This window comes from Haloarchaeobius baliensis, from assembly GCF_052060055.1.
GTDB lineage: Archaea > Halobacteriota > Halobacteria > Halobacteriales > Natrialbaceae > Haloarchaeobius > Haloarchaeobius baliensis.
Genome location: NZ_JBPPFR010000002.1, coordinates 70,186 through 84,728, shown reverse-complemented (window position 1 = coordinate 84,728; position 14,543 = coordinate 70,186). Strand labels below are relative to the sequence as shown.

Annotated in this window: 16 protein-coding genes and 1 tRNA gene; 13 read left to right on the top strand and 4 right to left on the bottom strand. The window is 69.4% G+C overall.

Annotated features, from left to right (window positions below):
• The first annotated feature begins 328 nt into the window (after nt 1-328).
• The gene (locus ACSG06_RS11325; protein WP_440990394.1) at nt 329-1,423 is read left to right on the top strand and encodes an A24 family peptidase C-terminal domain-containing protein; all 1,095 of its coding nucleotides are present in this window, start codon (nt 329-331) and stop codon (nt 1,421-1,423) included.
• Here ACSG06_RS11325 and ACSG06_RS11320 read toward each other — a convergent pair.
• Nucleotides 1,420-1,644, bottom strand: a complete 225-nt coding sequence (locus tag ACSG06_RS11320) for a hypothetical protein (protein WP_440990393.1) — start codon at nt 1,642-1,644, stop codon at nt 1,420-1,422. The two genes, ACSG06_RS11325 and ACSG06_RS11320, sit on opposite strands and share 4 nt — an antisense overlap.
• Nucleotides 1,645-1,813: 169 nt before the next feature.
• Here ACSG06_RS11320 and ACSG06_RS11315 point away from each other — a divergent pair, with 169 nt between their 5' ends.
• From ACSG06_RS11315 to ACSG06_RS11295, 5 genes are all read left to right on the top strand, one after another.
• Nucleotides 1,814-2,548 (top strand): DUF7504 family protein, encoded by a 735-nt coding sequence (locus ACSG06_RS11315; protein WP_440990392.1) that lies wholly within the window; start codon nt 1,814-1,816, stop codon nt 2,546-2,548.
• 66 nt (nt 2,549-2,614) lie between these two features.
• A complete protein-coding gene (locus ACSG06_RS11310; RefSeq protein WP_440990391.1) occupies nt 2,615-3,379 on the top strand; it encodes a DUF7504 family protein in 765 nt (254 codons plus the stop codon).
• 75 nt (nt 3,380-3,454) lie between these two features.
• Nucleotides 3,455-5,350, top strand: coding sequence for an SLC13 family permease (locus ACSG06_RS11305; protein ID WP_440990390.1), 1,896 nt, complete (start codon nt 3,455-3,457; stop codon nt 5,348-5,350).
• Nucleotides 5,351-5,405: 55 nt separating this feature from the next.
• Nucleotides 5,406-5,478, top strand: a tRNA-Pro gene (locus ACSG06_RS11300).
• Between the two features lie 136 nt (nt 5,479-5,614).
• On the top strand, nt 5,615-6,409 hold the full coding sequence (locus ACSG06_RS11295) for a group I intron-associated PD-(D/E)XK endonuclease (protein ID WP_440990389.1): 795 nt from the start codon (nt 5,615-5,617) through the stop codon (nt 6,407-6,409).
• On the opposite strand, the gene ACSG06_RS11290 is transcribed toward ACSG06_RS11295, so the two are convergent.
• Nucleotides 6,376-7,230 (bottom strand): alpha/beta hydrolase, encoded by an 855-nt coding sequence (locus ACSG06_RS11290; RefSeq protein ID WP_440990388.1) that lies wholly within the window; start codon nt 7,228-7,230, stop codon nt 6,376-6,378. The genes ACSG06_RS11295 and ACSG06_RS11290 overlap by 34 nt on opposite strands.
• 84 nt (nt 7,231-7,314) lie before the next feature.
• Between ACSG06_RS11290 and ACSG06_RS11285 the strand changes: the two genes are divergently transcribed.
• The 6 genes from ACSG06_RS11285 to ACSG06_RS11260 are packed head-to-tail and all read left to right on the top strand — an operon-like array spanning nt 7,315 to nt 12,162.
• Nucleotides 7,315-9,411: a minichromosome maintenance protein MCM gene (locus ACSG06_RS11285; RefSeq protein WP_440990387.1), complete on the top strand. Its 2,097-nt coding sequence runs from the start codon at nt 7,315-7,317 to the stop codon at nt 9,409-9,411.
• Complete coding sequence (locus ACSG06_RS11280) at nt 9,411-9,707, top strand: DUF7854 family protein (RefSeq protein WP_440990386.1); 297 nt, start codon at nt 9,411-9,413, stop codon at nt 9,705-9,707. Before ACSG06_RS11285 ends, ACSG06_RS11280 begins: the two co-directional genes overlap by 1 nt.
• Before the next feature lie 38 nt (nt 9,708-9,745).
• On the top strand, nt 9,746-10,084 hold the full coding sequence (locus ACSG06_RS11275) for a DUF7855 family protein (RefSeq protein ID WP_440990385.1): 339 nt from the start codon (nt 9,746-9,748) through the stop codon (nt 10,082-10,084).
• The gene (locus ACSG06_RS11270) at nt 10,081-10,953 is read left to right on the top strand and encodes a DUF7856 family protein (protein WP_440990384.1); all 873 of its coding nucleotides are present in this window, start codon (nt 10,081-10,083) and stop codon (nt 10,951-10,953) included. The genes ACSG06_RS11275 and ACSG06_RS11270 overlap by 4 nt, the downstream gene beginning before the upstream one ends.
• 25 nt (nt 10,954-10,978) lie before the next feature.
• Nucleotides 10,979-11,476 carry a DUF7857 domain-containing protein gene (locus ACSG06_RS11265; RefSeq protein WP_440990383.1) on the top strand — a complete coding sequence of 166 codons (498 nt, stop codon included), beginning with the start codon at nt 10,979-10,981 and terminating at the stop codon, nt 11,474-11,476.
• Nucleotides 11,473-12,162, top strand: coding sequence for a nucleotide-binding protein (locus ACSG06_RS11260; RefSeq protein ID WP_440990382.1), 690 nt, complete (start codon nt 11,473-11,475; stop codon nt 12,160-12,162). The genes ACSG06_RS11265 and ACSG06_RS11260 overlap by 4 nt, the downstream gene beginning before the upstream one ends.
• On the opposite strand, the gene ACSG06_RS11255 is transcribed toward ACSG06_RS11260, so the two are convergent.
• Nucleotides 12,116-12,997: a transcription initiation factor IIB gene (locus ACSG06_RS11255; protein ID WP_440990381.1), complete on the bottom strand. Its 882-nt coding sequence runs from the start codon at nt 12,995-12,997 to the stop codon at nt 12,116-12,118. The two genes, ACSG06_RS11260 and ACSG06_RS11255, sit on opposite strands and share 47 nt — an antisense overlap.
• Nucleotides 12,998-13,167: 170 nt before the next feature.
• Between ACSG06_RS11255 and ACSG06_RS11250 the strand changes: the two genes are divergently transcribed.
• Nucleotides 13,168-13,683, top strand: a complete 516-nt coding sequence (locus tag ACSG06_RS11250; RefSeq protein WP_440990380.1) for a DUF7858 family protein — start codon at nt 13,168-13,170, stop codon at nt 13,681-13,683.
• A 6-nt stretch (nt 13,684-13,689) separates the two neighbouring features.
• Here ACSG06_RS11250 and ACSG06_RS11245 read toward each other — a convergent pair whose 3' ends face one another.
• Nucleotides 13,690-14,538, bottom strand: coding sequence for a hypothetical protein (locus ACSG06_RS11245; RefSeq protein WP_440990379.1), 849 nt, complete (start codon nt 14,536-14,538; stop codon nt 13,690-13,692).
• Between the last annotated feature and the right edge of the window lie 5 nt (nt 14,539-14,543).

The following is a 14,543-nucleotide window of genomic DNA, read 5'->3' as shown; positions in this document are numbered from 1 at the left end:
TCGTGCGAGGGATGAGCACCGCAGGGAGCGGTCACGAGACGCGGAGCGTCTCGTGAGCCCACCGGAAATCTCCGATTTCCGGGGACGCTAGCGACCGAGGAGCGCAGTCGGCTGGGGAGGTGTGAGGTGCGGGGCGGGACTGAAAGGGGCGAGGTTTTCGGCGAACCCCGACGAAGCAAGCACTGCAACGAAGTGAAGCGCGCAGCGAGTCGCGGGAGCCGAGAACCTCGGGGCTTTCTGGCTGTTCGGAGTCCAAGCAGCGTCCAATTCAGCATTCCGTCCGAACACCACCGGAACCTCTAATTGCCTCGGCGCGGGGTAGCAATCTGTGGTAGACGTTGGCCCCATCTCCGGGACGCTGCCGGACCTGTTGCGACTGGCGACCGTGCCCGTCTTCGGCGTGCTCGCGTACCGGGACATCCAGACGCGGCGCATCGACAGCATCACCTGGGTCCCGCTCACGCTGCTCGGCGTGCTCCTGCTGGGCGTGGAGTGGCAGCGTGCGGCGGCCGCGGGTGGGACCGACGTGCGCGTGTTCGTCCTCACGACGGCCATCAGCGTGGGCTTCGTCGTCTCGATGGCGTACGTGTTCCACTTCCTGGGTGCGTTCGGCGGGGCGGACGCCCGGGCGTTGATGACCATCGCGGTGCTGTACCCCAGCTATCCGGGCTACGTCGGTGGCGAGGTGCTGTCGGTCGCGGGCGTCACGCTGCCGGTCTCGGAGCCGGCACCGGTCGCGGTGCTCTCCTTCACCATCCTCACGAACGCGGTCGCGTGGGGCATCGCGTACCCACTGTTGCTCGCGGCCCGCAACGGGGCGATGGGCCACGTCTCGAAGCGGATGTTCGTCGGTGTCCCGGTGCGCTGGGACGCGATCCCCGAGACCCACGGGAAGCTGCTCGACGACGGGAGCAAGGGCATCGGCGAGCGACTCCGCGCCCTCGCCTACCCGCGCGGGACGGGACTGGACCTCGACGCGGTCCGGATGTACCTGCGCTGGCGCGGGGCGACGCTGGACGAACTCCGGGCGGATCCCGATCGCTTCCGGGACCCGGACTCGCTCCCCGACGAGGCGAACGACCCGACCGACGGCGCGGTCGACCTCGACGTGGCGACCGACGGCGGGGAGCCGGTGGACGGGAGCGAACCGGTTGCGGACGCCGCGGCGATCGAGGACGAGGCCGAGCCAGAACCCGACGACGACCCCTGGGGCGCGTCGGCGTTCCTCGCCGACATCGAGGGCGACGCCTACGGGACCTCGCCCGCCCGACTGCGCGAGGGGCTCGACCGGCTGACGACGGCGGAGCGGCTCTGGGTCACACCGGGAATCCCGTTCCTCGTCCCGGTGTTCCTCGGGCTGGTCGCCGCGTTCGTCTACGGCGACCTGCTCGTCGGACTGCTCCGGGCGCTCGGACTCGTCTAGGCGAGGTACGCGTCGTAGAGGGGGTAGCAGACGTTCCAGAGGACGGTGACGGCGATACCGACGACGATGACGGCGAGCCACAGCGGTCGCGTACCGTCGGTGTAGCCGAGCGCGAGCAGCGCCATCGTACCGAAGAAGAGCCCGACGCAGGCGAGGAGGCTGCCGAGCGAGAGCGAGACGAGCACGGGAGCCGCCCTGAACTGGTCGGCGAGACTGGCCATGTGCGGTGGTCCGTCGCCGCCGTGATAACCGTATCGCCCCGTTCCGTCGCCGTCGGAATCGCACGTGGGCCACAACGTTCATCACCAACCTTTCAATCGGCCGAAACTACCTTTAGGCGACGAGTCATCTCACCAACAACGACAGGGGGTGGGGCCTCTGCGACCTACCATGACCGACCTACAGACCATCGAGGATGCTGGAAACGTCCTCGTGACCACCGAATCGACGACGCACGACAACTGCAGCGACCTGCTGGAGTCGGGTGACCCGAACACGCGAGCCGAGCTGACCATCTCTCTCCCCGAGGCACAGGCCGAACAGACCGGCTTCGGGAGCACCTCGAACACCCAGCCTGCACGCAAGGGGCTCATCTCCGTCGGCGACGTGCTCCGGTCGGCCGCCGCGGGCGGGCCGGACTTCGGCGCCCCGGTGGTGATGGACGCCGTCGAGGACGCCAACGACCTCCAGGGAATCGGCACCTCCGTCAGCCGCTACTGCCAGCGCTGGGACGAGGAGGGGTACGACATCGTCGTCTGCTTCGACTCGCTGACCGAGCTGCTCGACCACGCCAGCCCCGAGGTCGTCTTCCAGTTCTGTCACGTCCTCACCAGCCGTCTCAGCTCCGTCGACGCCCTCGCCCACTTCCACCTCGACCCCGACGCACACAGCGACGAGACCGTCGCAACCTTCCAGTCCATCTTCGACGAGACGGTCGGCGAGACGACCGAGGCCGAGGCCATCGAGGAGTTCGCCGAGGCGACCGACGACGACATCGCTGCCCTCACCGAGGGCTGGAGTGCCGAGGCGAACTACTCCATCGTCGGCGACGACGACTACGCCCGCCCCGACGAGGTCACCGAGGCCTCCGACGACGACATCGCGGACTCGCTGCCGGTCGAGTAACCCGAAATGATTTACGTGGAGGTCAAGTAACATGTTAGCAATCCCGGGGGGTCGGGGTGGATACACATGAGTGAACACGGCACAGACGGCGGCGCGAGAACAGTCCTGCTTCTCGACGAGATGGCCGAGGACGAGGTCGGCGAGCACTGCGACGGTCTGATGGGGGGACCGGCCGCGGAGCACCGCGCCGAACTCGTCGTCTCCTTTCCCGAGGACGTAACCGACAGGCTCGACTTCAGCTCGCTCTCCGGCGGGCGACAGCCGAAGAAACGCGGCATCGTCACCGTCGGCGAGACCATGCAGGCCGCCGGCGCGGGCACGCCGGACTTCAGCGACCCGCTCGTCGAGCAGACGGTCGCCGACCCGACGGACCTCCAGCGACTCGGCGAGGTCGTCAGCCAGTTCTGCAGCGTCTGGGACGACGCCGGCTACGACATCGTCGTCTGCTTCGACTCGCTGACCGACCTGCTCGCGGCCAACGATCCCGAGGTCGTCTTCCAGTTCTGTCACGTGCTCTCGGCCCGGCTGCAGTCGGTCGGCGCGGTGGCGCACTTCCACCTCGACCCGAACGCCCACAGCCAGCAGCTCCAGCTCACCTTCGAGCAGATATTCGACGAGACGCTCGTCGAGGAGATCGACGTCGAGCACCTCGTCCCCGGCGGGAGCAGCCGGGCGAGCGACGCCGACGTCGCCCGCGAGACCGAGACCGTCGAGCTCGACGACCCGAACGACGTGTCGGCCGCGAACGAGTCAGCCCCGGAGACGTCGGTGCCTGCCGGCCGGTCCGGCGAGGCGTCCGACGACGACATCGCCGACGCGCTGCCCGACTGAGACGGCACCCGTCGACCGCCGGACCGCTGTCCGGAGACCGTAGTCTTTTCTTCCGGGCAACCCTCTTGCGACCCTGTGGCCGCGCTCACACCCGAGATACTGCTCGTCTTCGCGCTCGTCACCGTCGTGCTCGTCCTGTTCGCGACGGAGCCGGTGCCCGTCGACATCACGGCACTCGGCCTGATGGTCGCGCTCATGGTCCTCGGGCCGCTCTCCCAGCAGCTCGCGGCGCTCGGTCTCGTCGGCGGACCCGTCGAACTCCTGCCGGACTCGCCGACCGACGGACTCGCCGGCTTCGCGTCGACCGCGACCATCACCGTGCTGGCGATGTTCATCCTCTCCGACGGCGTCCAGCGCACGGGCATCGTCCAGATACTCGGACGCAAGCTCGCCGCGCTCACCGGCGACTCCGAGTCGCGCCAGCTCGGGGCGACGATGGGCGTCGTCGCCCCGCTCTCGGGCTTCATCAACAACACCGCGGCCGTCGCCATCCTCCTGCCGATGGTCACCGACATCGCCCACGAGGGCAACACCTCGCCGTCGAAGCTGCTCATCCCGCTCTCGTACGCCTCGATGTTCGGCGGCACGCTCACGCTCATCGGCACGTCGACGAACATCCTCGCCAGCGAGGTCGCCGCCGACGTGGCCAGCGGCGTGGCCGACCCCAGCCCGGCCGTCGTCGACCTGCAGGACGGCTTCTCGATGTTCGAGTTCACCTCACTCGGCGTCGTCGTCACCCTCGTCGGCTTCGCGTACTTCCTCGTCGTCGGGCGCTACCTCCTGCCGTCGCGCATCGAGCCAGAGGACGACCTCGCCGCCGAGTTCCGCCTCTCCGAGTACCTCACCGAGGTCGTCGTCCGCGAGGACTCCCCGCTCGTCGGCCAGACCGTCCGGAACGCCCTCGTCGAGACCGAGTTCGACGTCGACCTCGTCCAGCTCATCCGGGACGACGAGGTGTTCCTCGAACCGCTCGGCCCGAAGACCATCCAGGCCGGCGACCTGTTCACGGTCCGGACCGACCGCGAGACCCTCGTCGAACTCCTCGACGTCGAGGGGATGGACGTCGTCCCCGAGTTCGAGGTCACCGAGGACGAGCTCGAACGCGCCGAGCCCGCGTCCGAGAACCTCGTCGAGATCGTCGTCGCGCCCGGCTCCCACGTCGTCGGCGAGTCCATCTCCTCGGTCAACTTCCGCCAGCGATACGACGCCACCGTCCTCGCGCTCCGCCGCGGCGGCGAGCTCATCCGCAAGCGCATGGACGACATCGTCCTCCGGGTCGGCGACACGCTGCTCGTCCAGGGCACCGCCGACAGCATCCAGCGCCTCGACGACAACCGCGACTTCATCGTCGCCCAGGAGATCGAGCGCCACGACTACCGCGAGGAGAAGATCCCCGTCGCCATCGGCATCATCCTCGCCGTCGTCGGACTCGCCGCCGTCGACCTCCTCCCCATCGTCGTCTCCGCGCTCGGCGGCGCCGTCGCGATGGTCCTGACGGGCTGTCTGAAACCCGGCGAGGTGTACGACGCCGTCCAGTGGGACGTCATCATCCTCCTCGCCGGCGTCATCCCGCTCGGCACCGCCATGCAGCACACCGGCGCGGCGCTCTACCTCGCCGACCTGCTCGTCGCCACCGAGGATGTCCTGCCCGCCATCGCCGTGCTCGGGCTGTTCTACATCCTCACCGCGGCGCTGACGAACGTCGTCTCGAACAACGCCAGCGTCGTGCTCATGATACCGGTCGCGTTCGACACCGCCGCCCAGCTCGACGCCTCGCCGTACGCGTTCGTCCTCGCGGTCACGTTCGCCGCCTCGACCGCGTTCATGACGCCAGTCGGCTACCAGACCAACCTGTTCGTCTACGGTCCCGGCGGCTACAAGTTCTCGGACTACACCGTCGTCGGGACGCCGCTGCAGCTGGTGTTCGCCGTCGTGACGACGCTGGGGATCGCGACCATCTGGGGCGTGTGAGTCGGGCGGGGCGGAACGAAACGTTTTACCCGTAATGGGACTGATTTATATGCGCGGGCCGGTGGGGTAGCTTGGTAACCTTCAGCGTTTGGGACGCTGTACCCCCGGTTCAAATCCGGGCCGGCCCACTCCCTCCGATTTCAAAAGCTGACTGGCGTTCTGGGTTAGCGAATCACACTTCGTAGAGTCTTGCCAGAGGTGGCACTCGAGAGTTCTCGTCGGCCGATGTCCGCATCTAAATCGTATCGGGAGACAGAGAGGGCGATGGAGACACATCGGAAGGGCGACCTCACGGAAGCCATCGTCCTAGTCGAGCTGCAACGACGCGGAATCGCGGTCTCCCGTCCGTTCGGTGACAACGAGCGATACGACCTCATCGCGGAGCGTCGGGACGGCTCGCTCGTCACGATTCAGGTCAAGACGGGGTGGGTTGCGGACGGCCGCGTCCAGTTCAGCACCCAGTCGACCCACACGAACTCGCAGGGGAACGTCCGGAAGCGCTACGATGGCGATGTCGACGTGTTCGTCGTGTACTGTTACGAAACGGAGACGCTGTACCTCGTCGGCGAACAGGAGTTCGACACGAGCATCTCACTCCGCATCGAGGAGCCAGCGGTGAACCACGGGACCATCAACTGGGCGAGTGACTTCGAGTTCGACGAGCGGTGGCCGCTCGACGTGGCCACCGAACACTCGCACGGGACGACCGACCCGACCACGGTCGCCTGCCTCGACGCACTCGAAACGGTCGACGACCCCGTGTGGCGGCCGGGGCCCGGATGGAGCGAGCGCAACGTCGTCACCGAGTTCGACGGGGAACTTCGACATCTCCGGCTCGAAACGGGGTTCCTTCGGAACGGCCGCATCAAGGTCAACCCGGACGAGACGGAGACGGACTGCTACCTCGTCTACTGCGACGACCTCGACACCGTCTACGCGGTCGATGCCGACGAAGTTGCAGACTCGTTCTCTCTCCGTGTGAGCGACCCGGACCGGGTACGCTCGGACACCAAACTCGCCGAGAACTACGAACTCGCCACGAACTGGCCACCTGCCTGAGTCCCACAGCCGACAGCCTCGCCCGCGGCACAGAGCCACTCCACCAGCGCAGCCACCACCCGCTCGTGCGCGGTCGCCGTCGAGATGGTCGCCTCGTCGTCGCCGTCCTGGGTACCGTAGTTGCCGAACTGGGCGTGGTTCATGCCCTCGACCGAGACGACCGTCGCGTCGTCGGGGAGGAACCGGCGGTTCGACTCGAAGCGCTCCCGATTCAGCACGCCGTCGCGGGTGCCGGTGATGGCGAGGGTGGTCAGCCCCGTATCGCTGACGTCCACGTCGCAGTACGACGCCGCCAGCACCAGCCCGTCGACCCGTCCCGGGTTCCCGTTCGCGTACCGGCAGGCCATCGCGCCGCCCAGCGAGTGCCCACCGACGTACCAGGAGTCGACGCCGTCCTCGCCCGCGATGACCGGGCTGGCGGCGTCGCTGTCCAGCACGGCGAGGTTCAGGGGGGTGCCGGGGACGACGACGGTGACGCCGCGTTCGGCCAGCGGCGCGAGCGTGTGCACGTACGCGCCGGGCTCGACCCGGCCACCGGGGTAGAACACGAGGCCGACTCGCTCGCCGGCGGGCGGCTGGTCGGCGGGTCGGACGACGTAGCCCCCGTAGCCCGACTCGACGGTCACGTCGTACTCGGACTCGACCGCCGACGGCGACTCGGTCGGGCCGTACGCGAGGTAGTCGAAGTACACCCACGCGCCGACGCCGAGGAGAAGCCCGGCGAGGACGACCAGCCCGACCGCGTACGGCGCGAGCCTGCGAGCCCAGTCCCGGTACCGTTCCTCGTCGGCCGGCGTGAGCCAGCGCAGCCGGTCGCGCATACCGACACCTCCGGCGGGGAGCACGTACCACTTTCGCCTCGCTTTGCCAAGCTACTTACCCGATGCCGGCCTAAGTCCGTGCCGATGGCCGCAGGGGACAACGCCGAGCTCGTCGACGCCTTTCTGGAGTTCTACAGGAACTACTATCGTGACGAGATCGGGAGGCTCGCCCAGGAGTACCCCAGCGAACGCAAGTCGCTGTACGTCGACTGGGACGACCTCTTCACGTTCGATCGAGATCTGGCCGACGACTACCGCAACCAGCCCGAGCAGCTCCAGGAGTACGCCGAGGAGGCGCTGCGGCTGTACGACCTGCCGGTCGACGTCAGTCTCGGGCAGGCCCACGTCCGCATCGAGCCCCTGCCCGACGCGACCGAGATCCGGGCGATCCGTTCCCGCCACGTCAACACGCTCGTCACCGTCCGTGGCATCGTCCGCAAGGCGACCGACGTCAAGTCGAAGATGCAGGTCGCCGCCTTCGAGTGCCAGCGCTGTGGCACCCTCACCCGCATCCCGCAGTCCACCGGCACCTTCCAGGAACCCCACGAGTGCCAGGGCTGCGAGCGCCAGGGCCCGTTCCTGCTGAACCACGACCAGAGCGAGTTCGTCGACGCCCAGAAGATCCGCGTGCAGGAGTCGCCGGAGGGCCTGCGCGGCGGCGAGACGCCGCAGGCGATCGACGTCCACATCGAGGACGACATCACCGGCAACGTCACCCCGGGCGACCACGTCGCCGCCACCGGCATCCTCCGGCTCGAACAGCAGGGCAACCAGCAGGAGAAGACGCCCCTGTTCGACCACTACCTCGAGGGCGTCTCGGTGCGCATCGACCAGGAGCAGTTCGAGGACATGGAGATCTCCGAGGCCGACAAGGAGGAGATCGTCGCGCTCTCGAACGAGCCCGACATCTACGAGCAGATGGTCGGCTCCATCGCGCCCTCGATCTTCGGCTACGACCAGGAGAAGCTCGCGATGATCCTCCAGCTGTTCTCCGGCGTCACGAAGTTCCTCCCCGACGAGTCGCGGATTCGTGGCGACCTGCATATGCTGCTGATAGGGGACCCTGGCACGGGTAAGTCGCAGATGCTATCATATATCCGACATATCGCTCCTCGCTCCGTCTACACCTCCGGCAAGGGCTCCAGCTCGGCCGGTCTGACCGCTGCCGCCGTTCGCGACGACTTCGGCGACGGCCAGCAGTGGACCCTCGAAGCTGGCGCGCTCGTGCTGGCGGACCAGGGCATCGCGGCGGTGGACGAGCTGGACAAGATGAACCCGGACGACCGGTCGGCGATGCACCAGGCGCTGGAGCAACAGGAGATCTCGGTGTCGAAGGCGGGCATCAACGCGACGCTGAAGTCACGGTGTTCGCTGCTCGGGGCGGCGAACCCGAAGTACGGGCGGTTCGACCAGTACGAGCCCATCAGCGAGCAGATCGACCTGGAGCCGGCGCTCATCTCGCGGTTCGACCTCATCTTCACGGTGACCGACCAGCCCGACGAGGAGCACGACCGCGATCTGGCGGAGCACATCCTGACGACGAACTACGCAGGGGAGCTGAACACGCAGAAGATGGAGCTGACGAACGTCGGCGTGGACCAGGCGGAGATCGACGAGATGACCGACACGGTGGACCCGGTCATCGACCCCGAGCTGATGCGGAAGTACATCGCGTACTCGAAGCAGAACTGCTATCCCCGGATGACGGAGGACGCACGCGGTGCCATCGAGCAGTTCTACGTGGACCTGCGCTCGAAGGGGATGGAGGAGGACGCGCCGGTACCAGTGACCGCGCGCCAGCTGGAAGCACTGGTGCGGCTGGCGGAGGCGTCGGCGCGGGTGCGGCTCTCCGATACGGTCGAGGAGTCCGACGCGGACCGGGCCATCACCATCGTGCGGGACTGCCTGAAGGACATCGGCGTGGACCCGGAGACGGGCGAGTTCGACGCGGACGTGGTCGAGACGGGCACGTCGAAGACCCAGCGCGACCGCATCAAGAACCTCAAGCAGCTCATCGGCGACATCGAGGAGGACTACGACGACGGCGCGCCGGTCGACGTGGTGCTCGACCGGGCCGACGAGATCGGGATGGACCCCTCGAAGGCCGAGCACGAGATCGAGAAGCTCAAACAGAAGGGCGAGGTGTACGAGCCCCGCACCGACCACCTGCGGACGACCTGATGGACCGAATCTCCGCGCTCCGGAACGTCGAGGACGCGCTGGCGTCGTTCGAGGAGGGCGACTGCGACCTGGGCGAGCTCGAACGGCGCGTTCAGACCATCCTGCGGACGTACGTCAGCGAGTTCGACGTCGGGGAGTCGCTGGCGGTGTACCGGGTCGCGCCGGCCGGGGTCACCGAGACGGACACGGACGGACTCGTCCTCGTCGCCACGGGGCCGAACGAGGCACGGGCACAGGCCCGCGAACTCGCCGACGGGCTCCCGGAATCGCTGTCGGTCGAGCGTGTCTCGGACTGACCGATGACTTTTTTACATCGCGTTTCGCACGAAATGACGTGTTCCTCGTCATCACGTACTCGACGGCGGCGCGGGAGACGCTCCGGAACGTCTGCCGATCGCACGAGGACTCGGTCGTGCGGCGGTTCGGGCAGGCGGCGCTGTTCGACCGGAGCGAGTTCGGCGCGTTCTGTGCGCTGCGGCTCCGGGCGAAACACGGCGGCGACGTGCAGGTCGAGCGGACCGAGCCCCTGAACGAGTTCGAACCGACCTACGAGCGCGTCCGTGCGGCGGCGGCGGCGTACGAGGAGCGGGACTCGCCGTACACGCCGTACGAGCGGTTCGCGACCGGAACCGACCATCCATCGCCCGGCGAGATGCGGGCACGGGAGCTGTGAAGGTCGTCTACGGTGCGTGGACGGCGACGGGCTCCGCGATCGACCTCCGGAACCGGGGACTGACTGCCGAGACGGTGCTGCGTGCGGTCCGGTCCGACGGCGCCGTCGGCACCGGCGCCAGCACGGAGGGTGGCGGGCCGACGCTCCGCGTCGACTGTCCGGAGCCGGGGTCGGTCCACGAGGCAGTCGGCGTGGTCGGCACGGACGGCGTCGTCGACACGCGCCGCGCGCTCGCCGCGGCGGCTCGCCGACGGGGACTGGAACCGCCGCAGGCGGACCGCATCGAGGAACTGGAGCGGGAGCTCGCGACGGTCGAGGCGAGTATCACCCCCGCCAGCGACCGCCGGCAGGCACGCAGGCGCGTCTCGGAGGCGGGGACCCGGGAGGCCGAGCTCAGAGAACGCGTCGCGACGCTCCGGGGAGCGCTGCGAGAGCGTCGTCGGCTCGACGAACCGACCGAGGAGCTGGCAGCGTCGCTGCGCGAGGCCGCACGCGAGCTGACCGACGTGGAGACCGACCGCATCGCGGCGGAGGAGTCACTGGCCGCTGCTCGACGTGCAGCCAGGGACGCCCGCGACGCCCGGGAACGACGACTCGCAGTCGAGGACGACCTGGCGAACGCTCGCCGGGCGGCGCGTGCGTGGCTCGTGGAGCGGGTGGAAGACGAGTTCGCGGACGCGCTGGCGGCGATGCCGGGGGCGGCGGCCCCGGGAGAGACGGCCGGGACGTACGAGGGTGACGACGTGACGGCGGCGCTCGCGGTCGTCAGACTCGCCGACGTGGCAGCGCCGGTCGTCCTGTCGGCCGACCTGTTCGGGTCGGCGGGGGCCGCGGCGGCAGCACTCGACGCTCCTGTTCTCACGGTTTAAGCCCGAACACGGGGCCAGAGGGGGCATGGTCGAACTCGACGTGGAGACGGAACGACGTGACTGCGTGACCTTCGTCGCTGCGACGGTCCACAACGACGGACACACCGCCCGACGAGTCACGCTCGAACCCGCCTGTCGACCGGTCTGGCCGCCACGGCGACAGGGCGTGCCGGCTACGGGGTGGGACGGGGATGCGGTGACGCTGACCGTGCCCGCCGGCCGGACAGCCGGAGTCGGCTTCGCGACCCCCGCTGCACCCGACGAGCCGGTGCTGACGGTCGCTGCGGTGGGCGTGGTGGACGGCACGAGGGGTGAGAACGCCGAGATGGACCCGGCCCCCGAGCACGTCGTCCGCGCGCTCGGCGACCCCACGCCGCCCGCGGACGCGGTGCCGGTCGCGGCCGAGAACGGGACGGTCGCGGCCGAGAACGGGACGGTGACGGCCGAGAACGGGACGGTGACGGCCGAGAACGGGACGGTGACGGCCGAGAACGGGGCGGCGGCCGAGGAGGGGCGGCGATGAGGGTCGCCGTGACCGGCGGGAAGGGCGGCGTCGGCAAGTCGACGGTCGCGTACAATCTCGGTGCGGTGGCCGACGCGGTCGTCGTCGACGGCGACCTCGGGATGGCAGACCTCCCCGGCGGTACGGGCCCGGACCTCCACGACGTGCTCGCGGGACGGGCGGACCCGGTGGAGGCGGTTCGCGAGGGGGGGCCGGTCGACCTCCTCCCCTGTGGCCGGTCGCTCGCCGGTGCCCGGGCGGCCGACGTCCGGGGACTCGTCGACGCGGTACAGGCGGTCGAACGTGCCTACGGCGACGTGGTCGTGGACTGCCCCGCTGGCCTCGCGGCCGACGCGGGGATGCCGTTGCTGGCGGCGGATCGGACGGTGCTGGTGGCGCTCCCGGACGCGTTCGCGCTGCCAGACGCGCTGCGGACGCGGGCGCTGGCCCGGGAGCTCGACGCCGGACTGGCGCAGGTCGTGCTGAACCGGACGGGGACGAACCCGCCGCGTGCGGCCGTCGAGCGGGCGCTCGGCGCGCCGGTGACGACGGTGCCGGAGTCCGACGCACTCGCCCGGGCGACGGCGACGGGCCAGCCGGTGACGGCGACGGTGCCCGACTCGACCGCCGCCGAGTCGTTCCGTGCGCTCGCGGCGGCGATCACACCGCCTCGTCGCGGAGCGCGTAGAACCCGGACCGGACGGTGACAGACGACACGTCGGCGACGTCGGCGGCGGCCGCCTGGGTGAGGTCGCGGCCGTGCTCCCGCGCGGCGAGGTAGAGACACGCCGCGGCGAAGCCGCCCGGATTGCGACCCGACGCGGTGCCGTCCTCGACCGCCTCGCCGGCCAGCTCGCGGGCACGGGACTCGACCGCCGTCGGGAGGCCGAGCTCGGTCGCGTAGCGTGCGAGGTACTCGCGAGGGTCGATGGGGCCGGTCGGCAGCCCGAGCTCGCGGTTGAGTGCGTCGTACGCGGCCTTCAGCTCGTTCGCGGTCGCACGTGACGGCTCGACCACCTCCTCGATGGTGCGCGAGATGTTCTGCACGCGGCAGACGGCGTACACCGTCGCGGCGGCGAACCCCTCCAGCGACCGGCCCTGGAGCAGGTCCTCGTTCTGGGCGGACTCGAACAGCGTACACGCCTGGTCGCGGACGTGAGCCGGGAGCGACAGGGCGCCGACGACGCGGCGGATCTCGGTGAAGGCATACACCTTGTTGCGCTCTCGCTTCGAGCCGGTGCGTGCGCGGTTGTGCTGGCGGCGCATCCGGGCAACGGAACGGCGCTTCCGGCCGGTCAGCCGCGTCGTCTCACCGCGCCCGTAGCCGATCTCGGTGGAGAGTCCGCGGTCGTGCCGAGAGCGCGTGAGCGGGGCACCGGTGCGTTTCTTCGACGATTCGCCCTCGCTGGTCGAGCGCCACTCCGGCCCGTGGTCGATGCGGTCGGCGCCGACGACCAGGCCGCACTCGCTACAGACCGTCTCGTCGCGCTCGCGCTGGAGGTGACCGCTGCATTCGGGACAACTCGTCTGAGCCTTGCTCATACCTGAAGGTTCGTCCCGACCGGTTATTTAAACGGGTGTGGCTGGTGGATGGAACCGGGTGAGACGGCGCCCCTAACCGACCGGTGACCGGTGGGTAGACTCCCCGGACTGCGGCGCCTGCTGGCGCTCGACCCGCACCCTTTTATTCAGTCGCGCACGAACCGATAGCTATGGGGCTGGCGGACATCGCCGAGGGCTTGTGTGTGACGACGGAGCAGCGCGACCGCGGCGTCGCCGTCGCCGACGGGACCGCGGGCGACCTGCCCGAACGACTCGCCGACTACGCCGACGACCTGCCGTGTTCGGTCGAGGCCGCCGCGGCCGTCGTCGACGCCTACGTCGGTGGGAGCGCCGTCGACGCGGCCGGCCACGAGGCCGGTGTCGCACCGACGACGGCCGCGAAGGTGCTCCACCTGCTCGGGCTCGAGGGCGTCTCGCCCGTCTCACCGCAGGGCCGCGAGCTGGTGCGTGACTGGCTCGCCGGCGAGCTCTCGCGGGTCGACGCCAGAGCACTCAGCGGCGCGAACGAGCGCGAGTTCGCGCTGGCGGCGTTCGTCGAGAGCCACGAGCCACTCCCCGGTGCAGAGGACGTGGTCGCGGACGCTTTTTCGCGGTCGGACGACGCCTCGGTCGCGAAACGCGACGCGCTCGCGGAGACGATGAGCGGGACGGACGACTTTCTGTGATACGGTTCAGGCCGTCATCGGCGTCTCGACGCCCTCGTCGTCGAACAGCCGGTACATCACCGCCTGCGAGCTGTAGTTGAGCGCGGTGAACAGCCCGCCGACGATGGAGTACCCGAGCAGGAACTCGGGGCCGGGGATTGTCGCCGAGACGGTCGACGAGCCGACGGCGGTGTACCGGAGCACCATCGCGGACTGCGAGACGAGCTCCCGGCTCTCCGCCGAGGAGCCGAACACGCTGCCGGTCTCGACGGTGCCGGGGAACGGGATGCCGAAGGCGTACGCGATGAGGAACGCGCCGACAGCCGAGAGGAGCCCGGTGACGAGCTGGACGCCGAACACCGTCCAGACGTTGCCGCCGGCACGGTCCCAGCTCCGGCGCACCGCGTCGGTCGCCGTCTCACCGTCGAGGAACGCGGCGGGGAACGCGAGGTGGAGACGCAGCGCCACGTACAGCACGGGGATGACGACGCCGACGACGCCGACGAGGACGGCGAGCACCAGCAACGGTGGGAAGACGAAGCCGGCGACGGCGACGATTCCGACGAGCATGAAGCCGGCGAGGACGATCGAGACGGCGATGATGGCGACGACGATGGTCGCGCCGATGGCCGAGAGGGTGCGGCGGAGGTAGCTCCGGTCCGTGGCGGGCGCTCCGGCGAGCGCCTGGTGGGTCAGCACCACCGCGAGGCCGCCGATGAGTGGTGTGGTGACGTTCGAGACGTAGGGGACGAACCCCAGCGCCACCACCGCGACGCCGGCGAGGAGGATGCGAGGGTCGGCCGAGAGGGCGTCGGCCGCACGCGAGAGCACGCCGACGGTCCCGACGTCGGTCGTGCGAGCGGGTTCTGCTGCCATACGAG